A 15,184-nucleotide genomic window follows, 5' to 3' on the forward strand; every position below is an offset into this window, starting at 1 on the left:
ATATGGTTAGGCTATTACAACGCTGTTATTAATCTTGTAACACAACCCATAACGCATGAATTAAGCCTGGTACAAAGAAGAAAATACACAGCAAGATATTAATCAATAAATCCTTACCTGCGCCTTTTTTCAAAAAAACGCCAACTGGCGGCAACAATATAGCAATAATTACCAGTAATAATTTGTTGGTATCCATAAAGTGTTATGTCCTGATTTTGATAAATTAATTTACCGTATTAGCTTACACATGTGGCAACGGGTTTACTACATCAAAAAACAACACCCGTAGCGATATCGCACTAACAAGGCATAGCTAAAGCCTAAGGCTTTTGCGGCCAGTCAAGTTCCGCTGGCAATAACCACTCATTTAGCAGGCAAGTTTGCATCGCTGGTGCGAGGAACTGCTGACCTTGATGTGGCGCTTGTGTAAATTGATATTCTTGCCCCAAATAACAAAAATTTAATTGGTAAGCATGCAAGTAACAACGATCATCAATAGCTTCACCATAAAGGCTATCACCTAATATGGGTACACCAATACTGGCTAACGCCACTCTGAGTTGATGGGTTTTACCACTGTGAGGCTTAAGCAAATAAGCCCGTATACCCGCCCCTATTGAAGTTGAATAAAACTGAGTAATAGCCGGATTATCTTTACTGCGTAACAGTTTATACATACTGCGGCGCGCTTTAGCCATATCACCAATCACCCAACCTTGCTTCTTTTTAGGTTTTCCATTGGCGATTGCTAAGTAGTATTTTTGAATTTGATGAGCGGTAAACATCTGCGTAAAACGGTTAGCGGCTTCGGGATTTTTAGCTAGGATGAGTAGCCCTGATGTTGGGGTATCTAAACGGTGCACCGCAAAAAGCTTTATACCGAGATCAATCTCAGCTTGGGCAACAACACCAGCCGAGCCGTCTTGACTGTGAAAATGCACATTGGGGGCTTTATTAATAACAATAAAGTCCTCTTGTTGGCTAATAACTTGATACATGCTCATACCGCAACAGTTCGCTTATTTAAAATGGATACTAACCAATAAGCCGGGATTATTATCCGACATTTCAATACTGGCTTGATGACGCGATAAAATGGCTTTAACCATAGATAAACCTAAACCAGTGCCTTTAAAATGACGGCTAGGGTCAAGTCTGACGAGTCTTTCAAAAACACGCTCTTTATCTTCATCAGCAATACCAGGGCCATTGTCAGCAATTTTAATCCATTTACCATGCTGTTCTATGTGAATTTTTGCACCTTCTGGTGAGTATTTTATCGCATTATCAACCAAATTAAATAAGGCCTGAAACAGCAAGTATTTATCACCTTGTATCACCACGTCTTGACGCAAATCAATGGTAAATTGTTGTTCTTTGGCTTCAGCTAACACATCTGCCATTTCATATAAATCCTGGCAAATTTCTTTTAAATGCACCGGCTGTAAATCAAGTAACTGCTGACCTTCTTCAATTCGTGTTAATGACAACATGGCATCAAAGGTGGCCAAGCAGTCATCTAACTCTTCTAGCAACTCTGCGCGAGCATCGGCAAGCTCAGATTGAGGTTTGTCAGCAAGCTGCTCAATACCTATGCGTAAATGAGACAGCGGTGTACGCAGGTCATGGGCAATATTGTCGGTTACGCCCCGGACGGCACGTAAGTTTTGCTCTAAGGTATCTAACACCCGGTTAAACTGCTGCGCCAACATATCAAACTCGTCTTGCTGGCGTGAGACAGGTAATCGCGTGTCATAATGCCCCGCTTCAATTTGTTCACTAAGCTGATTGTATTGCACTAATCGACGCAAAATAGCCTTAGAAAAAATATACCCCAACGCCAAAGTTAAGCCCAATGTGAAAGCGACCGCCCAAAATGCCGCATTAACAAACTTTTCAATTAACATCGCTAATTGATCCGTTCGAGTCGCAATTAATACCGGGCCGTAATTGGTCATGGCCAAGCCGCCGGTCAAAATGTGCAGCTTATCTGGCCCGCCGGTAAAAATGGGAAACTGGCGCGTTTCGGGTAACAGAGGCATGTTGTCAGGTAAAAAAGTTAATGCGCCGACCATATCGACGCTATTTTTCCAGGCAATTAAAGCGGTTTTGGGATCAGATGCTTGAATTTGAGCTGCAAAGCTACGCCGATTAACGGTCAAAGCTAATTGCTGATAACGTTGCATCTCAGCAGCTAGGTGATTATCGACTTGATTTTCTTGCTCGATAATCAGTTGTCTGTATAAGCTAGAAATCAGCATCACAATTAAAATTGTCACTAAAGTAGAGAAAATTAATGTGATGCGCCAAGCGCTACTTTGGTAAGGCTTAATGCCCTTTGCAAAGACGATATCCAGCACCTCTTATGGTTTCAATTAACTCACCGTGTCCCAGTTCTTCAAACTTACGACGCAGCTTAGCAATATGCACATCAATCACATTGGTGCGGGGATCAAAATGATAGTCCCAAACTGCTTCAAACAATAAAGTACGGCTAATTACCTGATTAGGATGTTCCATCAAATATTTAAGTAATTGAAACTCTTTAGGTTGTAGCATTAACTCTTTGTCATCTAAGGTAACGTTTCGAGTCAACAACTCCATTTTGAGACCGCCGACCTCGAGATCTGTGGTCGTTGGGGCTACTACATTTCGTTGGGCTAGCTTTTCTGCGCGCACCAATAGCTCAGCAAATGCAAAGGGTTTGGTCATGTAATCATCCCCCCCCGCTCGTAAGCCTTTAATTCGCTCATCAACGTGGCTTAAGGCCGATAAAATTAACACCGGTGTTTTATTACCGCTAGTACGCAGCGCTGACAACAAGGTCAAGCCATCAAGTTTGGGTAACATTCTATCTAGCACAATTAGATCATATTGATTATGTTTAGCCAGTGTTAGCCCTTCTTGGCCATCTGTAGCACTATCAACACTATACTGTTGCGCGGTAAACCCTTCTGCCACATATTTCAATGTTGTGGCATCATCTTCAACGATCAAAATACGCATAGTCATAGTCGCAATTAATCCCATTTAAGTAGTGGTAATGGACGGAGATTCTCAATATCGAAAGCGATGATTTTTTTGGCTTCATTATTGAGCATTTGTAATTCAAGATAACTAATTGATAGGTCGTGGTCTAAATCAGCCTGCAATAAAAAACCGCTTTGATTAAGCGTAGCTAAGCTCACTAAAGAAGAGAAAGAAATATTTTTTTCACGCATCAAACTAACTGCATGAAGTAGTTCAATGTCGCGCCCTTCATAGGGCTCGCTGGCTTCTTCAAGCAGCGCTCCATTTTGGGCACTAAATTCAAATTGATAAAGCCGTTTCGATTCAGTATTAATTGCAGACAGCTGATAAACTAGCTGATCGTCTTCAATATTGAGGCCAAAGCCACACAAGGTTCCCTTGTCCTGTTGCTCCCAATGTTCCATCACAGAAATTGGCGTTAACAAGCCTTCTTGGGAAAGTAATGATTGTATTGATGGTGTGGCCATCGACACAAAAGGGAACAAGTACAGTGCAAAAAGCAGCCGAACCATTTTAAGCCTCGAATATAAAAGAATGCGTACCGTGATACTTTACCTAAGTCCTACTAAAGACCCAAGAAATGTAAGATTAATAATTGATCATGCAAGCAAGCGAAATTTTAGCTTTCAAGGCTTTTGGGGCCATTCAAATAGCATAAAATGGCAATCCACAGGCTCTAAGTTTAAGTTTGTAAAATTTGGATTTGATCAGACTTCAAAGCCACTGTGGTTTTCTGCCCTTGGACTAATGCGAGTTTATCGCATAAATGCGTTGGGATATCCGCATTAATGACTTGCTCAACGCCAGCAATACGGGCAATAACCCGAACAGATTCGCCCATCACCAGTAAAGATTCTATTTCAACATCTAATTTATTAATACTTTTACATAAGCGACCGCTGGTAATGGCATTAAATCGAATACCCTGATTAGGGATCACCCAGCGCACTTTCTGGCCAATAGTCATTTTAGGTGCGTTTTCGATCGCTATTTGATGCTCGCCAAAAGCTAGCCAGGTCATATTACGTCCCGGCTCTTGGGCGATGACTTTTGCATCAAAAATATTACGTAATCCCATTTGCCTGGCAACGGCTTCATTACGCGGATGAGATAGCACCTCAAAAGGCTTGCCCTGCTGTAACATTTGCCCCTGGCTAATCAAAATCATTCGGTCAGCCAGTAACTGCGCTTCATGGATATCATGGGTCACCATGATCACTGGAATCGCTAATTGGGATTTTAATCTGGCCAGTTCGATATACAACCTTTCGCGGGTTTCCCTATCGACTGCAGAAAAAGGCTCGTCTAATAATAATACCGCAGGCTCACGGGCTAAGGCTCTTGCTAAGGCGACACGCTGACGCTGGCCACCAGACAAATTTGCGGGTAATCGGTCGGGCAATCCCTCAAGATTAACTCGCTCCAACCAATCTAATGCCCGCTGCTTGCGCTTTGCTTTAGGAACATGATCTAATCCCGCCATTACATTTTGAATGGCACTAAGGTGCGGAAATAAGCCAAAGTGCTGGGGAACATAACCAATATGCCGCTGTTGTGGGGTTTTATAAACCTTTTGTTGACTGTCAAACCATACTTGCTCGCCATAAGTTATCTTGCCCGACTCTGGCTTACTCAAGCCAGCAATCATGCGTAATAACGTTGTTTTTCCGCCGCCAGAAGGGCCTACAACCGCTAAGACCTCTCCCGCTTTACAGCAAAAATGGGCTTCTAAGGGAATGGGTAGCAGTTGCGATAAATCACAATGTAAATCAGCGACCGGAGCTGCCAAGATGACCCCCTAATCGCCTTGATAAACTGGTGGTTAATGCTAAGGCGCTAATTGCAAATAATAACAGCACTAAAGACATGGTACCTGCGCCATCAAAATCAAAAGCTTGCACGCTGTCATATATGGCAATAGAAATAGTTTTTGTTTCACCGGCTATGTTGCCACCCAGCATCAACACCACCCCAAACTCACCTAATACGTGGGAAAAACACAGCACTAAAGCGGTTAATACCCCAGGCCATACCATAGGTAGCTCCACTTTAAAAAATAAGGTCAGTCGACTCATTCCACAACAGTCCGCCGCATCTCGAACATCTGTGGGAATAGTTTCAAATGCACGTTGAATCGGTTGTACCGCGAAGGGAATATTGACCAATATAGAAGCAATCACCAAGCCTGAAAAATGGAACACCAATTGCTGACCAAACAACTGCTCAACCCATTGGCCTATAAAACTTTGGTTACCCATGCCCACTAACAAATAATACCCCACCACGGTTGGCGGTAACACTAAAGGCACCATGATCAAGGCTTCAACCCATGACTTGCCACGAAACTGGCGATAAGCCAAAGCCCGTCCAACAAACAATGCTAATGGAATAAGAAATAACACTGTTACACTGCTAAGTTTGACCGACAGCCACAGCGCTTGCCAATCCATATTAATCTGGCTCCATCGTATTTGATTCTGAGATTATACTGCTTTGTGAGGATGATGCCTCAGGGACTTTAAAACCATATTGTAATAAAATTTGCTGTGCAGAACTTGATAACATATAAGTATAAAATTGTTGCGCTGTGCTAGAGGCGGTTTTCATTAATACCATACGTTGATTAATTGGCTGATAAAGCTCATCAGCAATGGCAACATATTGACCTATAAGTTCAAAATTAGGGGTTAATACTAATGACAATGGCACTATACCGCCCTGAGTTGAGCCGCTAACGGCAAATTGCGCCGCTTGAGAAGCGTTTTCACCTAGAATGATATGCGGCTCAATGGCTTGCCATAAGCCTTTTTTTATTAGCACTTGTTTAGCGCTTTCGCCATAAGGGGCATGCACCGGATTAGCAATCGCAAACCGCTGTAATTGACCAGACTCAATTAAGGAAGCTAAACCAAGCAGTTGTCCATCAAGCTTTAGCGGGGAGTTTTTAGGGGCAGCTAAGGCTAAGCGACCCATAGCATAAATGTGGCCAGCATCTTGAGTGATACCAGCTTCAACTAACTTGTTTGGATACAGCTCATCGGCACTGAGCAACAACTCAAATGGTGCACCATGCAAAATTTGCGATACAAAATTACCTGACGAGCCATAACTTAATCTCACCGAAAGACCCGTATCTTGACTAAACTGCTTGGCAATATCATCCATCGCAAATTTAACGTTGGCAGCCACTGCAATCGCGGGAGCGGGAGCATCAGCAGCATTAACCGTCAATATTGTTATACTGTTGAACGCCATCAACAGACAGCAAGACAGCAGCCATTTTTTATTTAGCCAAGTCGATACATTAGTCAAACTAGCGCAACTGAATATATTTTTCTGCTTGAGTTGCCCCATAGTGCTCACTTTTATCTACTCGTCTTTTTGCCACATTTTGGCGGCTTGCTCATCACTGTCACGGGCATCTACCCAATTACTGCCATTACTGCCAGCCTCAAGCTTCCAAAACGGCGCTTTAGTCTTTAAAAAATCAATCAAAAACTCGCACGCTGCAAAAGCGGCTTTACGATGGGCGCTGGTCACACCGATAAATACAATCTGCTCACCTAAAGACATAGTGCCAACACGGTGAATAATAGTGACATAATTAAGCGGCCAACGCTCTTTTGCTTGCTGAGCAATTTGCATTAGCACGGCTTCTGTCATACCAGGGTAATGCTCTAACGTGAGATCTGTTACCGGATTACCGTCATTAAAATCTCGCACTTTTCCCACAAAAGTCACTACGGCGCCGCCGCTATGATCACTGGCCAGTAGGTTATATTCTTCTGCTACATTAAAGTCTGCTGTTTGCACTTGCACTTTAGCTGGCTGGGTCATATTAGCCCCCTGTAACAGGCGGAAAGAAGGCCACTTCATCACCGTCAGCAACTAAGGTATCCCACTGACTAATGGTTTGATTAACCGCAACCAGTAATTTATCTGACGCCATCACTTTAGCCCACTTGTCATCTTGTGCGGCTAAAGCAAGTCTCAAAGATTCTGCGGTGGTGATACCGTTAGCAGGAAAAACTAATTTGGCGGTACCTAATAATTCACGTACCTGAGCAAAAAATAATACTTGGATCATAATCTTATGTTCACTTATCAATATCGATTAACGTAGGATAATACTGGTTTTAATAACAAGAGCGAATTTAGCAACAATATGGGGGGTTACAACAATCCTGGGGTTAACTCATCATGTGATACCAACAAGATTTAGGCTTTAAAGTGGCCTGATTTTCCACCACGCTTTTCCAGTAATCTAACCTGTGAAATCACCATATCTTTTTGCACAGCTTTACACATATCGTAAATGGTTAATGCCGCCACTGATGCCGCAGTTAATGCTTCCATTTCAACGCCGGTTTTACCGGATAACTTACATAAACTATTAATGCGTACTCGATTAAATTCAGGTTCGGCGACTAAGTCAACTTCCACTTTTGTTAGCATTAATGGGTGACACAAAGGAATTAAGTCAGCGGTTTTTTTAGCCGCTTGAATACCGGCAATACGTGCTGTAGCAAACACGTCACCTTTATGGTGGCTGCCGCTCATGATCATTTCAAGGGTTGCCGGGGCCATTTCAATAAATGCTTCAGCGCGGGCTTCACGTTCAGTCACTGCTTTCTCGGTCACATCGACCATGTGGGCATTGCCGTCAGCATTAATATGGGTAAATCCGTTGCTCATGTATACAGCCTTTAAATTAGATAATAGAAAAATTCAGCTAGCACTAATATTCACTAGCCACCAATAGATGCTAAGTGCTGGGTAACGCCGGTGATCCCTTGGTGTAAATAATGGGTTTGTTCTTTTTGGGCAAGTTGGCCATGAAGACGTTCGATAAGCTCAGATCGTTGATCGGCATGTTGTAGTAGATCACGTAAATCAAGGCCGCTTTCGGTGAACAAGCATAAATGTAGTTTACCTTTCGCCGATACCCGAAGACGATTACAGCTTGCACAAAAATCCTTTGCATAAGGCATGATCAAACCAATTCGGCCTTGGTAATCTGGACGGCTGAAGTTTTGCGCAGGGCCATCGTCAACGGCGGAGCGATCATGTAGCCAGCCTTCAGCCATCAAGCGCGCCTTAATATCACTACCCGCTAAATGATGCGCTTTAAAATAGTCATGGCCTAAACCGGTTTCCATTAACTCAATAAAACGTAAATCAATCGGAGTGCTTTTAATCCAGTGTAAAAAGCGCGGTAAATCTTTGCTGTTTAAATCTTTCAGTAATACAGCGTTGACTTTAACTCGCTCAAATCCGGCTTCCAGCGCAGCATCAATACCGCGCATCACTTCATCAAACTTGTTTTCACCGGTGATTTGATAAAACATTCGCGGGTCTAAACTATCCACCGACACATTAATGCGCCTTAAACCTGCGTCATACCATTGCTTAGCATTTTTTTCTAAGCGATAGCCATTGGTAGTGGTTGCTACAGTGTGAATGTTTGGATTATCAGCAACAATGCGCACAATGTCGGTAAAGTCTTTACGTAGGGTAGGCTCGCCGCCAGTGATACGAATTTTTTGCGTACCGACTTCGCCAAAAGCCGCCACCAGATTCTCTATCTCTGATAACGTCAAAAAGCTTGGTTTACCATCGGGGCGATAGCCATCTGGTAAACAATAGGTGCATTTAAAATTGCACACATCAGTGACTGACATGCGCAAATAGTGAAATTTTCGACCAAAACTGTCTTGTAGTTGGGACATGTTAACCTTTCCAAGTGTGGGAGGTGAGTGCATTTCTTTACCCACCCCGGTGGCATTATTACCACGGCTAAATATCCATATCGATAGACGTAGGATAAAAAGCTCGGAGAACCGTCGTTATTGATTATAGGCCTAAAATACTGGGCACAAATACCCCTTTTGCTGTATTTGTCGATAATAGTGATAATTGCATTAGCGATTTGTGACTCTGCTCACTATGATCAAATAGATTGAAATACTGGGCTGCAAGATAAAATTGCGGTAAGGTAAGCAATAGAATAAACGATCGTTTAGTTGTCGTAATCATACACAATAATAACTATAAACCCGTTATACAGCGGGCAATTTTAAAGGTGAGAAGATGGAACGCGAATCAATGGAATTCGACGTAGTAATCGCCGGAGCGGGTCCTGCAGGTTTAGCAACCGCATGTCGTCTAATGCAAATATCTAAAGATGCTGAAAAAGAGATCACCGTTTGTGTGGTCGAAAAGGGCTCAGAAGTCGGTGCCCACATTTTATCTGGCGCGGTTTTTCAACCCGAAGTGTTAGACGAGTTGTTTAATGACTGGCGTGATACAGACTCACCGATGAAGACCAAAGTCACTGATGACGATATTTACCTACTTAGTTCCGAGACCCAGTCTCGTCTTATCCCAAATAGTTTAGTGCCAAAAACGATGCATAATTCCGGTAACTATATTATTAGTGTCGGTAATTTAGCTCGCTGGTTAGCTGAGCGTGCTGAAGCTATGGGCGCCGAAATTTTCCCCGGCTTCGCCGCAAGCGAATTACTGTTTAACGAAGATAACAGCGTAAAAGGTATTTTAATTGGCGACATGGGCGTTGGCGAAAATGGCCAACCCAAAGATAGCTTTATGCCAGGTATGGAATTACACGCCAAATACACTGTTTTTTCTGAAGGTTGTCGTGGTCATTTAGGTAAACAACTGATCGAAAAGTTCCATTTAGATAATGGTAAAACACCACAACATTATGGCTTAGGATTTAAAGAGATTTGGAAAATCCCAGCTGAACAACATCAGCAAGGTAAAGTGGTTCACACAGGTGGCTGGCCGCTAAACAATGGCTCATCAGGTGGTGGTTTCTTGTATCACATGGAAGATAATCAAGTGGCGGTTGGTTTGATTGTTGACCTAAACTACAAAAACCCGCACCTCAGTCCATTTGATGAGTTTCAGCGTTATAAAACACACCCGGTTATCTCGCAGTATTTAGCAGGTGGTGAGCGACTCACCTATGGTGCACGTGCCATTGCCAAAGGCGGCTTAAATTCGTTACCTAAAATGAGCTTCCCAGGCGGACTTATCATTGGATGTAATGCCGGTACGTTAAACTTTTCCAAAATCAAAGGCACTCATACCGCCATTAAAAGTGGTATTTTAGCGGCTGAAACCTTAGGTGAAGGCTTACTTGCGGGATTAATCGGTGGCAAAGATTTAGACTGTTTCCAAACTCGCTTTGAAAAAAGCTGGCTGCACGAGGAGTTACATCAATCACGTAACTTTGGCCCTGCTCTACATAAGTTTGGCACTCTTATTGGTGGTGCATTTAACTTCATCGACCAGAATTGGTTTGGTGGCAAGTTCCCGATGACATTTAGAGATACCACACCTGATTATGCCACTATGGGACTTGCAAGCGATTACAATAAAATCGATTATCCAAAACCTGATGGCAAGTTAAGTTTTGATAAACTGTCGTCAGTTTATTTGTCCAATACTTATCATGAGGAAGATCAACCTTGCCATTTGCGCTTAAAAGACCAAAGCATTCCTATTTCGGTTAATTTAGCCAAGTTTGATGAACCGGCGCAGCGTTATTGTCCCGCAGGTGTATATGAAGTTGTTGAGGAAGCGGGGGACAAAAAATTTGTTATCAATGGCCAAAACTGTATCCATTGTAAAACCTGCGACATTAAAGACCCAAGCCAAAACATTACCTGGGTAACGCCCGAGGGCGGCGGTGGTCCAAACTATCCAAATATGTGATTGATGTTTACTTATTGCCTTTAATTTTAATAAACGCACTATAATTGGTGCGTTTTTTTTATCTATTAAGCTAAGCTTGTTCAAGTTTACCTACTTCAGTCCGATATAGAGTGACAACTGTAACAAGGCGTATGACATGAATTTTTTTAGCCAATTGACCATCAAACAAAAAATATTACTTACCGTGACACTTGCGGTTCTGCTTTCAACCATTCTAGTGGGCGTAATAAGCCAACGCAGTGCCAAAAATGTGGTTGAAGAGCGTATGCTTAGTTCAGAAATGCCCAGCATATTAATGCAAATGCGTAACAAGGTTGAGTTGGATATCAGCACATTAATGAATGCCGCTGAACAACTTGCCAGTAGTAAAATGTTACTCAAATGGTTAGAGCGAGGCCGCCCAGCAAGTGAAGAAGGCGATGTCGTCGCACAACTAAAAAGCATTACCCAACAATATGATCTTGCCCAAGCCTCTTTTGCGGACAGAGAAACAGCAGCGTACTACACCCAAGACGGCTTTTTACGAGTATTGAACCAACAACAGGACGGCTGGTTTTTTGACTATAAAAACAGTGGTCAGGAGCGGATGCTCAATGTTTTTACCGAAGACAATGGTGATGTCAAACTATTTATTAACTACCAACAGCCGAATGGCCGCGGCCTAGTCGGTTTAGCAAAATCACTTGATGACATGGTAAATCTATTAGCCTCGTTCAAAATTGAAGATACAGGCTTTGTTTATTTAGTCGATGCTGAAGGTCAGGTGAAGCTATATAATGATAAAAATCAAAAAGGTAGAACCTTAAATCAGTTATACCCCAATGCCGACATCCAAAAGCTGCTCAATAAAAACGACTTTAACCTTGTTAAAGCGGCGGTCGACAATCAAGACATGTTAATTGCCAGTAGCTATATTTCTTCTATGGGCTGGTATTTAGTGGCTCAGGTACCTGAAGCTGAGGTTTTTGCATTAATCGAAGAATCGTCATATCAAATTTTGATTTCGACTATTATTATTGCGGCACTATTTATCGCTATCGCTATCGCTGTAGCCGGTTCAGTAAGCCGTCCGATCACTCAAGTTGCCGAGTTATTTCGCAACATTGGTGAAGGCGAAGGCGATTTACGTCAACGTTTACCTGTTAATGGTGAAGATGAAATAGCTCAACTTGCCCGAGGTTTTAATAGCTTTATCAGTAAAATTCAAGATTCTGTTATCGAAGTCGCTCAAACCAGCGAACAGCTGGGTAAATCGGCTATTGATGTATCAAATCAAGCGCATCAAACATTAGAAGACAGCAAACTTCAGAAAGACCGCACCATTATGGTAGTGACGGCCATAAATGAAATGGGTGCCACGGTTAATGAAATTGCCAGTAACGCAGCCCAAGCAGCGGTTACCGCAAGAGAAGCCGATACGGAATCAGCTGAAGGGCAACAAGTTGTTACACGTGCCCGTGATACGATTAATCAACTGTCTAAAGATGTAGGTCAAGTAGGTGAAGTGATTGAGTCACTGGCGACTCATACCAAGTCGATTGGCGGTATTTTAGATGTTATTCGCGCCATTTCAGAACAAACCAACTTACTGGCGTTAAATGCCGCGATTGAAGCTGCGCGCGCAGGTGAAGCGGGTCGAGGTTTTGCGGTTGTTGCCGATGAGGTTAGAAACCTTGCGTCACGCACCGCAGCATCAACCAATGAAGTGCAAACCATGATTGATAAGTTACAGTCTGAAGCAAGCCGAGCTGTTAGTGCGATGGAGCAGTCACGAAATCGCTCACGCGAAGGGGTGCAAGCCGTTGATGATGCGAGTAACTCACTTAGCGGTATTAGCCAGCAAATTGCCTCAATTAGCGACATGAATATTCAAGTTGCAGCGGCCACCGAAGAGCAATCAACTGTGGTTGAAGATATTAATCGCAACGTGACCGAAATTAACGATATTACTCAACGTACTGCACAAACAGCACAAGCTGCAGCACAGGCGAGTCAATCACTTAATCAACTTGCCACCCGCCTAGATACTTTAGTGGCACGCTTTAAAGTGTAAAACGTTAACCGCACTAATAAAAATGCCGCGATGACTCTTCTGAGCTCGCGGCATTTTTTATTACGTGACAAAGCTTATTTTAAAAATTTAATCGTTAACGGGTATTGATACGCCACACCTTCGGTCGCTTTCATAATAGCGATAATGGTGCAAATGATATCTAACAGGGCCAACGCTCCTAGCAAAAGAAATCCTATGCCGACAAACATTAACACCACTGAAATACAGACATAAATAAACAAACTGATTTTAAAGTTTAAGCAATTTTTGCCACACTGATTGGCAAACTCAAACTCATCCCGCTTCATTAACCAAACAATTAATGGCCCTAAAATACTGCCCATTGGTATCACGTAACCGGCAAAACTTGAGGCATGTACCAATACGCCCATATCACGAGCTTGCTTATCATTACTTGACTGGTGGCTAGATTGGTTGCTGGGTTGTAAATCTTCCATGATATTTCCTTAAAATAATTATTCCGCCCTACCATACAAGCGCATCTGCCAATCTTCAATCGATTGATTACTGATACGACGAGTTAGTGAATCCACCCAGGATTGCGCTAATCCAGGGCATTGTAAAAGTTGTTGATATTGTTTGGCATCAAACTCTGGCAAAAAGTAAATTTTCATCGCATGGGCAATACTAATATCAGATAAACGATCGACCAGATAAATAGCGTCATCATTGGCAATATCACCCTCTGATAGTACCCTATAAAACCAGCCACACATTTTGCTTTTTTGCATCGCAAGGGCAAATTCAGGGTGCCCAAATTGAAGATTAAGCTTAAAACAAGGTGATCGCGGTTGAGTGACTTGCAAAGTGACATCACCAATTTGAATAATATCGCCGATATTCACCTGGGATTCATTCAAGCCAACAGTACTGATATTTTCTCCCATTGCGGGCGCATCTTTAAACGATGACATCATGTCCCAACGACGATATTGGCCATAATGTTCACGGGGAAAATGATGTAAGACTCGATCTAAACCGCCATGATGTTTAGGGTCTGCTTCACCATTACCAAGAACCCGGTCAAACTGAACCGTCAGTTTATTAACAGCATACTTCTGGTTAATACAACTGGCTACACCGTTGTGCATTTGCACTTCGTCACCTAAATAAAGTGCCGATATTTGATTCACTATGCGATTTTTCACTCAGTACATCCTTGAACAAGATCTGCTTTGAAACATCAACATACCTAAATAAAATGCAAAAAAAAAGCCTCACCAATGAAACGGGTAAGGCTGAATATATCAAGTGGGGAGTTCAGGCTCTATGAGATAGAGTCAGAACAAAAAAACGCTTAAGACATTAAAGAGTAAACTAGCTCTTCAACATAAATAACTTTACCCTGCTTTGATGACAAACAAATGACAGTAATTAACTTAGTAGATATTAACTAAGCAGATATTAACTGAACAGATAGTTTTTTAGCTTATCCCCGGGCACAGAACTCGGAGTCGCAACGGCAAAGGCAGCCCATCTAGCACCTTCGGCCATTGCAGCGGTCATACTATGACCATTACATAAACCATGAATAACACCGGCTGCATAATTATCACCCGCACCCGTGGTATCGACGACATCAGTTGGCACAGCTGGAACATGTTGCTGAGCACTTTGAGTATAAACCGTCGCGCCCTTTTCGCCGCCGGTAACAATAAAAGACTGTAAATGCTCACCACTGATCGATTTAGCAAACGCCCACAAATCCTGGCCGCAACGTCCTTGCATATCGGTAATAGAAGCAATTAATACGTGACAAGGCCTTGGTCGTTGATCTTTGGCTAGTTGCGCCACCACCAGCACTTTAGATTGCTTCATAGCAGCCAACGCCCATGTATCAGCACCAATTGCAGACGTATTAATGTAAAACGCATCCCACTTTGCCCAATTAGGCTGCTTAGCTAATTCAAACGTTGGTCGCTGCGGCCTGATAATAGTTCGTTCACCATCGGGTGTCATCACCAATAGCATTTCACAGGTGTTACCGGCAAAACGTTGCACCATTCTACAATCTAGCCCTTGGGTGCTGGCTTGCGCCACAATCCAATCGCCAATATCATCCGTGCCCACTTGGCTCACTAAAGACACATTATGCTGCGCCCAAACTAACCCTAAACCCGTATTAGCCCCGCCGCCACCGAGCCGGAGCCCACCATCTTGATAATGAAAACGGCCACCGGTTTGTAGCGGTTTATCAAGCCGAAGAATTCGGTCACAGTTGATGTTTGCCAGTAATAAAATATTAGCCATGATGAATGCACAATCACATAATTGAGGTCGTTTAAGAGTACCCGTTATAAAAAAAACGGCAACCTAAGTTGCCGTAATAATTGATTGAGC

17 protein-coding genes and 1 riboswitch are annotated in these 15,184 nt (G+C 42.8%); of the genes, 2 read left to right on the plus strand and 15 right to left on the minus strand.

The genetic code is table 11. The annotated features are described in order from the left end of the window. Positions 1–28 precede the first annotated feature (28 nt). From ACRWQN_RS01075 to moaA, 12 genes are all read right to left on the minus strand, one after another. Complete coding sequence (locus tag ACRWQN_RS01075; RefSeq protein ID WP_226412420.1) at positions 29–196, minus strand: YqaE/Pmp3 family membrane protein; 168 nt, start codon at positions 194–196, stop codon at positions 29–31. A gap of 124 nt (positions 197–320) precedes the next feature. Next, positions 321–998 (minus strand): TIGR01621 family pseudouridine synthase, encoded by a 678-nt coding sequence (locus ACRWQN_RS01080; RefSeq protein ID WP_434940580.1) that lies wholly within the window; start codon positions 996–998, stop codon positions 321–323. Between the two features lie 21 nt (positions 999–1,019). Beyond that, a complete protein-coding gene (locus ACRWQN_RS01085) occupies positions 1,020–2,261 on the minus strand; it encodes a sensor histidine kinase (RefSeq protein WP_434940581.1) in 1,242 nt (413 codons plus the stop codon). 67 nt (positions 2,262–2,328) lie between these two features. After that, the gene (locus ACRWQN_RS01090; RefSeq protein WP_434940582.1) at positions 2,329–3,006 is read right to left on the minus strand and encodes a response regulator transcription factor; all 678 of its coding nucleotides are present in this window, start codon (positions 3,004–3,006) and stop codon (positions 2,329–2,331) included. Positions 3,007–3,020: 14 nt separating this feature from the next. Then, positions 3,021–3,542 (minus strand): hypothetical protein, encoded by a 522-nt coding sequence (locus ACRWQN_RS01095; RefSeq protein ID WP_434927598.1) that lies wholly within the window; start codon positions 3,540–3,542, stop codon positions 3,021–3,023. Positions 3,543–3,712: 170 nt separating this feature from the next. After that, the gene (locus tag ACRWQN_RS01100; RefSeq protein WP_434939503.1) at positions 3,713–4,819 is read right to left on the minus strand and encodes an ABC transporter ATP-binding protein; all 1,107 of its coding nucleotides are present in this window, start codon (positions 4,817–4,819) and stop codon (positions 3,713–3,715) included. Further along, on the minus strand, positions 4,800–5,480 hold the full coding sequence (modB, locus tag ACRWQN_RS01105) for a molybdate ABC transporter permease subunit (protein ID WP_434927600.1): 681 nt from the start codon (positions 5,478–5,480) through the stop codon (positions 4,800–4,802). The genes ACRWQN_RS01100 and modB overlap by 20 nt, the downstream gene beginning before the upstream one ends. 1 nt (position 5,481) lies before the next feature. After that, positions 5,482–6,285 carry a molybdate ABC transporter substrate-binding protein gene (gene modA, locus ACRWQN_RS01110; protein WP_434939504.1) on the minus strand — a complete coding sequence of 268 codons (804 nt, stop codon included), beginning with the start codon at positions 6,283–6,285 and terminating at the stop codon, positions 5,482–5,484. Between the two features lie 114 nt (positions 6,286–6,399). After that, the gene (moaE, locus tag ACRWQN_RS01115; protein ID WP_434939505.1) at positions 6,400–6,867 is read right to left on the minus strand and encodes a molybdopterin synthase catalytic subunit MoaE; all 468 of its coding nucleotides are present in this window, start codon (positions 6,865–6,867) and stop codon (positions 6,400–6,402) included. Between the two features lies 1 nt (position 6,868). Then, positions 6,869–7,117, minus strand: coding sequence for a molybdopterin synthase sulfur carrier subunit (gene moaD, locus ACRWQN_RS01120; RefSeq protein WP_434930868.1), 249 nt, complete (start codon positions 7,115–7,117; stop codon positions 6,869–6,871). A gap of 131 nt (positions 7,118–7,248) precedes the next feature. Further along, positions 7,249–7,725: a cyclic pyranopterin monophosphate synthase MoaC gene (gene moaC, locus ACRWQN_RS01125; protein ID WP_434930867.1), complete on the minus strand. Its 477-nt coding sequence runs from the start codon at positions 7,723–7,725 to the stop codon at positions 7,249–7,251. Between the two features lie 53 nt (positions 7,726–7,778). Then, on the minus strand, positions 7,779–8,759 hold the full coding sequence (gene moaA, locus ACRWQN_RS01130; RefSeq protein ID WP_226412403.1) for a GTP 3',8-cyclase MoaA: 981 nt from the start codon (positions 8,757–8,759) through the stop codon (positions 7,779–7,781). Further along, positions 8,747–8,880, minus strand: a riboswitch (molybdenum cofactor riboswitch). Its footprint overlaps the gene before it by 13 nt. A 240-nt stretch (positions 8,881–9,120) precedes the next feature. Here moaA and ACRWQN_RS01135 point away from each other — a divergent pair. Together ACRWQN_RS01135 and ACRWQN_RS01140 are read left to right on the plus strand one after the other, a co-directional pair. Further along, positions 9,121–10,770: an electron transfer flavoprotein-ubiquinone oxidoreductase gene (locus tag ACRWQN_RS01135; protein WP_434939506.1), complete on the plus strand. Its 1,650-nt coding sequence runs from the start codon at positions 9,121–9,123 to the stop codon at positions 10,768–10,770. 136 nt (positions 10,771–10,906) lie between these two features. Next, a complete protein-coding gene (locus ACRWQN_RS01140) occupies positions 10,907–12,823 on the plus strand; it encodes a methyl-accepting chemotaxis protein (protein ID WP_434939507.1) in 1,917 nt (638 codons plus the stop codon). 74 nt (positions 12,824–12,897) lie between these two features. Here the strand turns inward: ACRWQN_RS01140 and ACRWQN_RS01145 are convergent, their stop codons facing one another. From ACRWQN_RS01145 to ACRWQN_RS01155, 3 genes are all read right to left on the minus strand, one after another. Next, entirely contained in the window at positions 12,898–13,281 is a 384-nt protein-coding gene (locus ACRWQN_RS01145) for a DUF4870 domain-containing protein (RefSeq protein ID WP_434939508.1), read from the minus strand. Between the two features lie 18 nt (positions 13,282–13,299). Next, the gene (locus ACRWQN_RS01150) at positions 13,300–13,992 is read right to left on the minus strand and encodes an MOSC domain-containing protein (RefSeq protein ID WP_434939509.1); all 693 of its coding nucleotides are present in this window, start codon (positions 13,990–13,992) and stop codon (positions 13,300–13,302) included. 256 nt (positions 13,993–14,248) lie between these two features. Continuing rightward, positions 14,249–15,094 carry a PfkB family carbohydrate kinase gene (locus tag ACRWQN_RS01155; RefSeq protein WP_434939510.1) on the minus strand — a complete coding sequence of 282 codons (846 nt, stop codon included), beginning with the start codon at positions 15,092–15,094 and terminating at the stop codon, positions 14,249–14,251. Between the last annotated feature and the right edge of the window lie 90 nt (positions 15,095–15,184).

This window comes from Shewanella sp. HL-SH8 (assembly GCF_051165765.1).
Taxonomy (GTDB): domain Bacteria; phylum Pseudomonadota; class Gammaproteobacteria; order Enterobacterales; family Shewanellaceae; genus Shewanella; species Shewanella glacialimarina.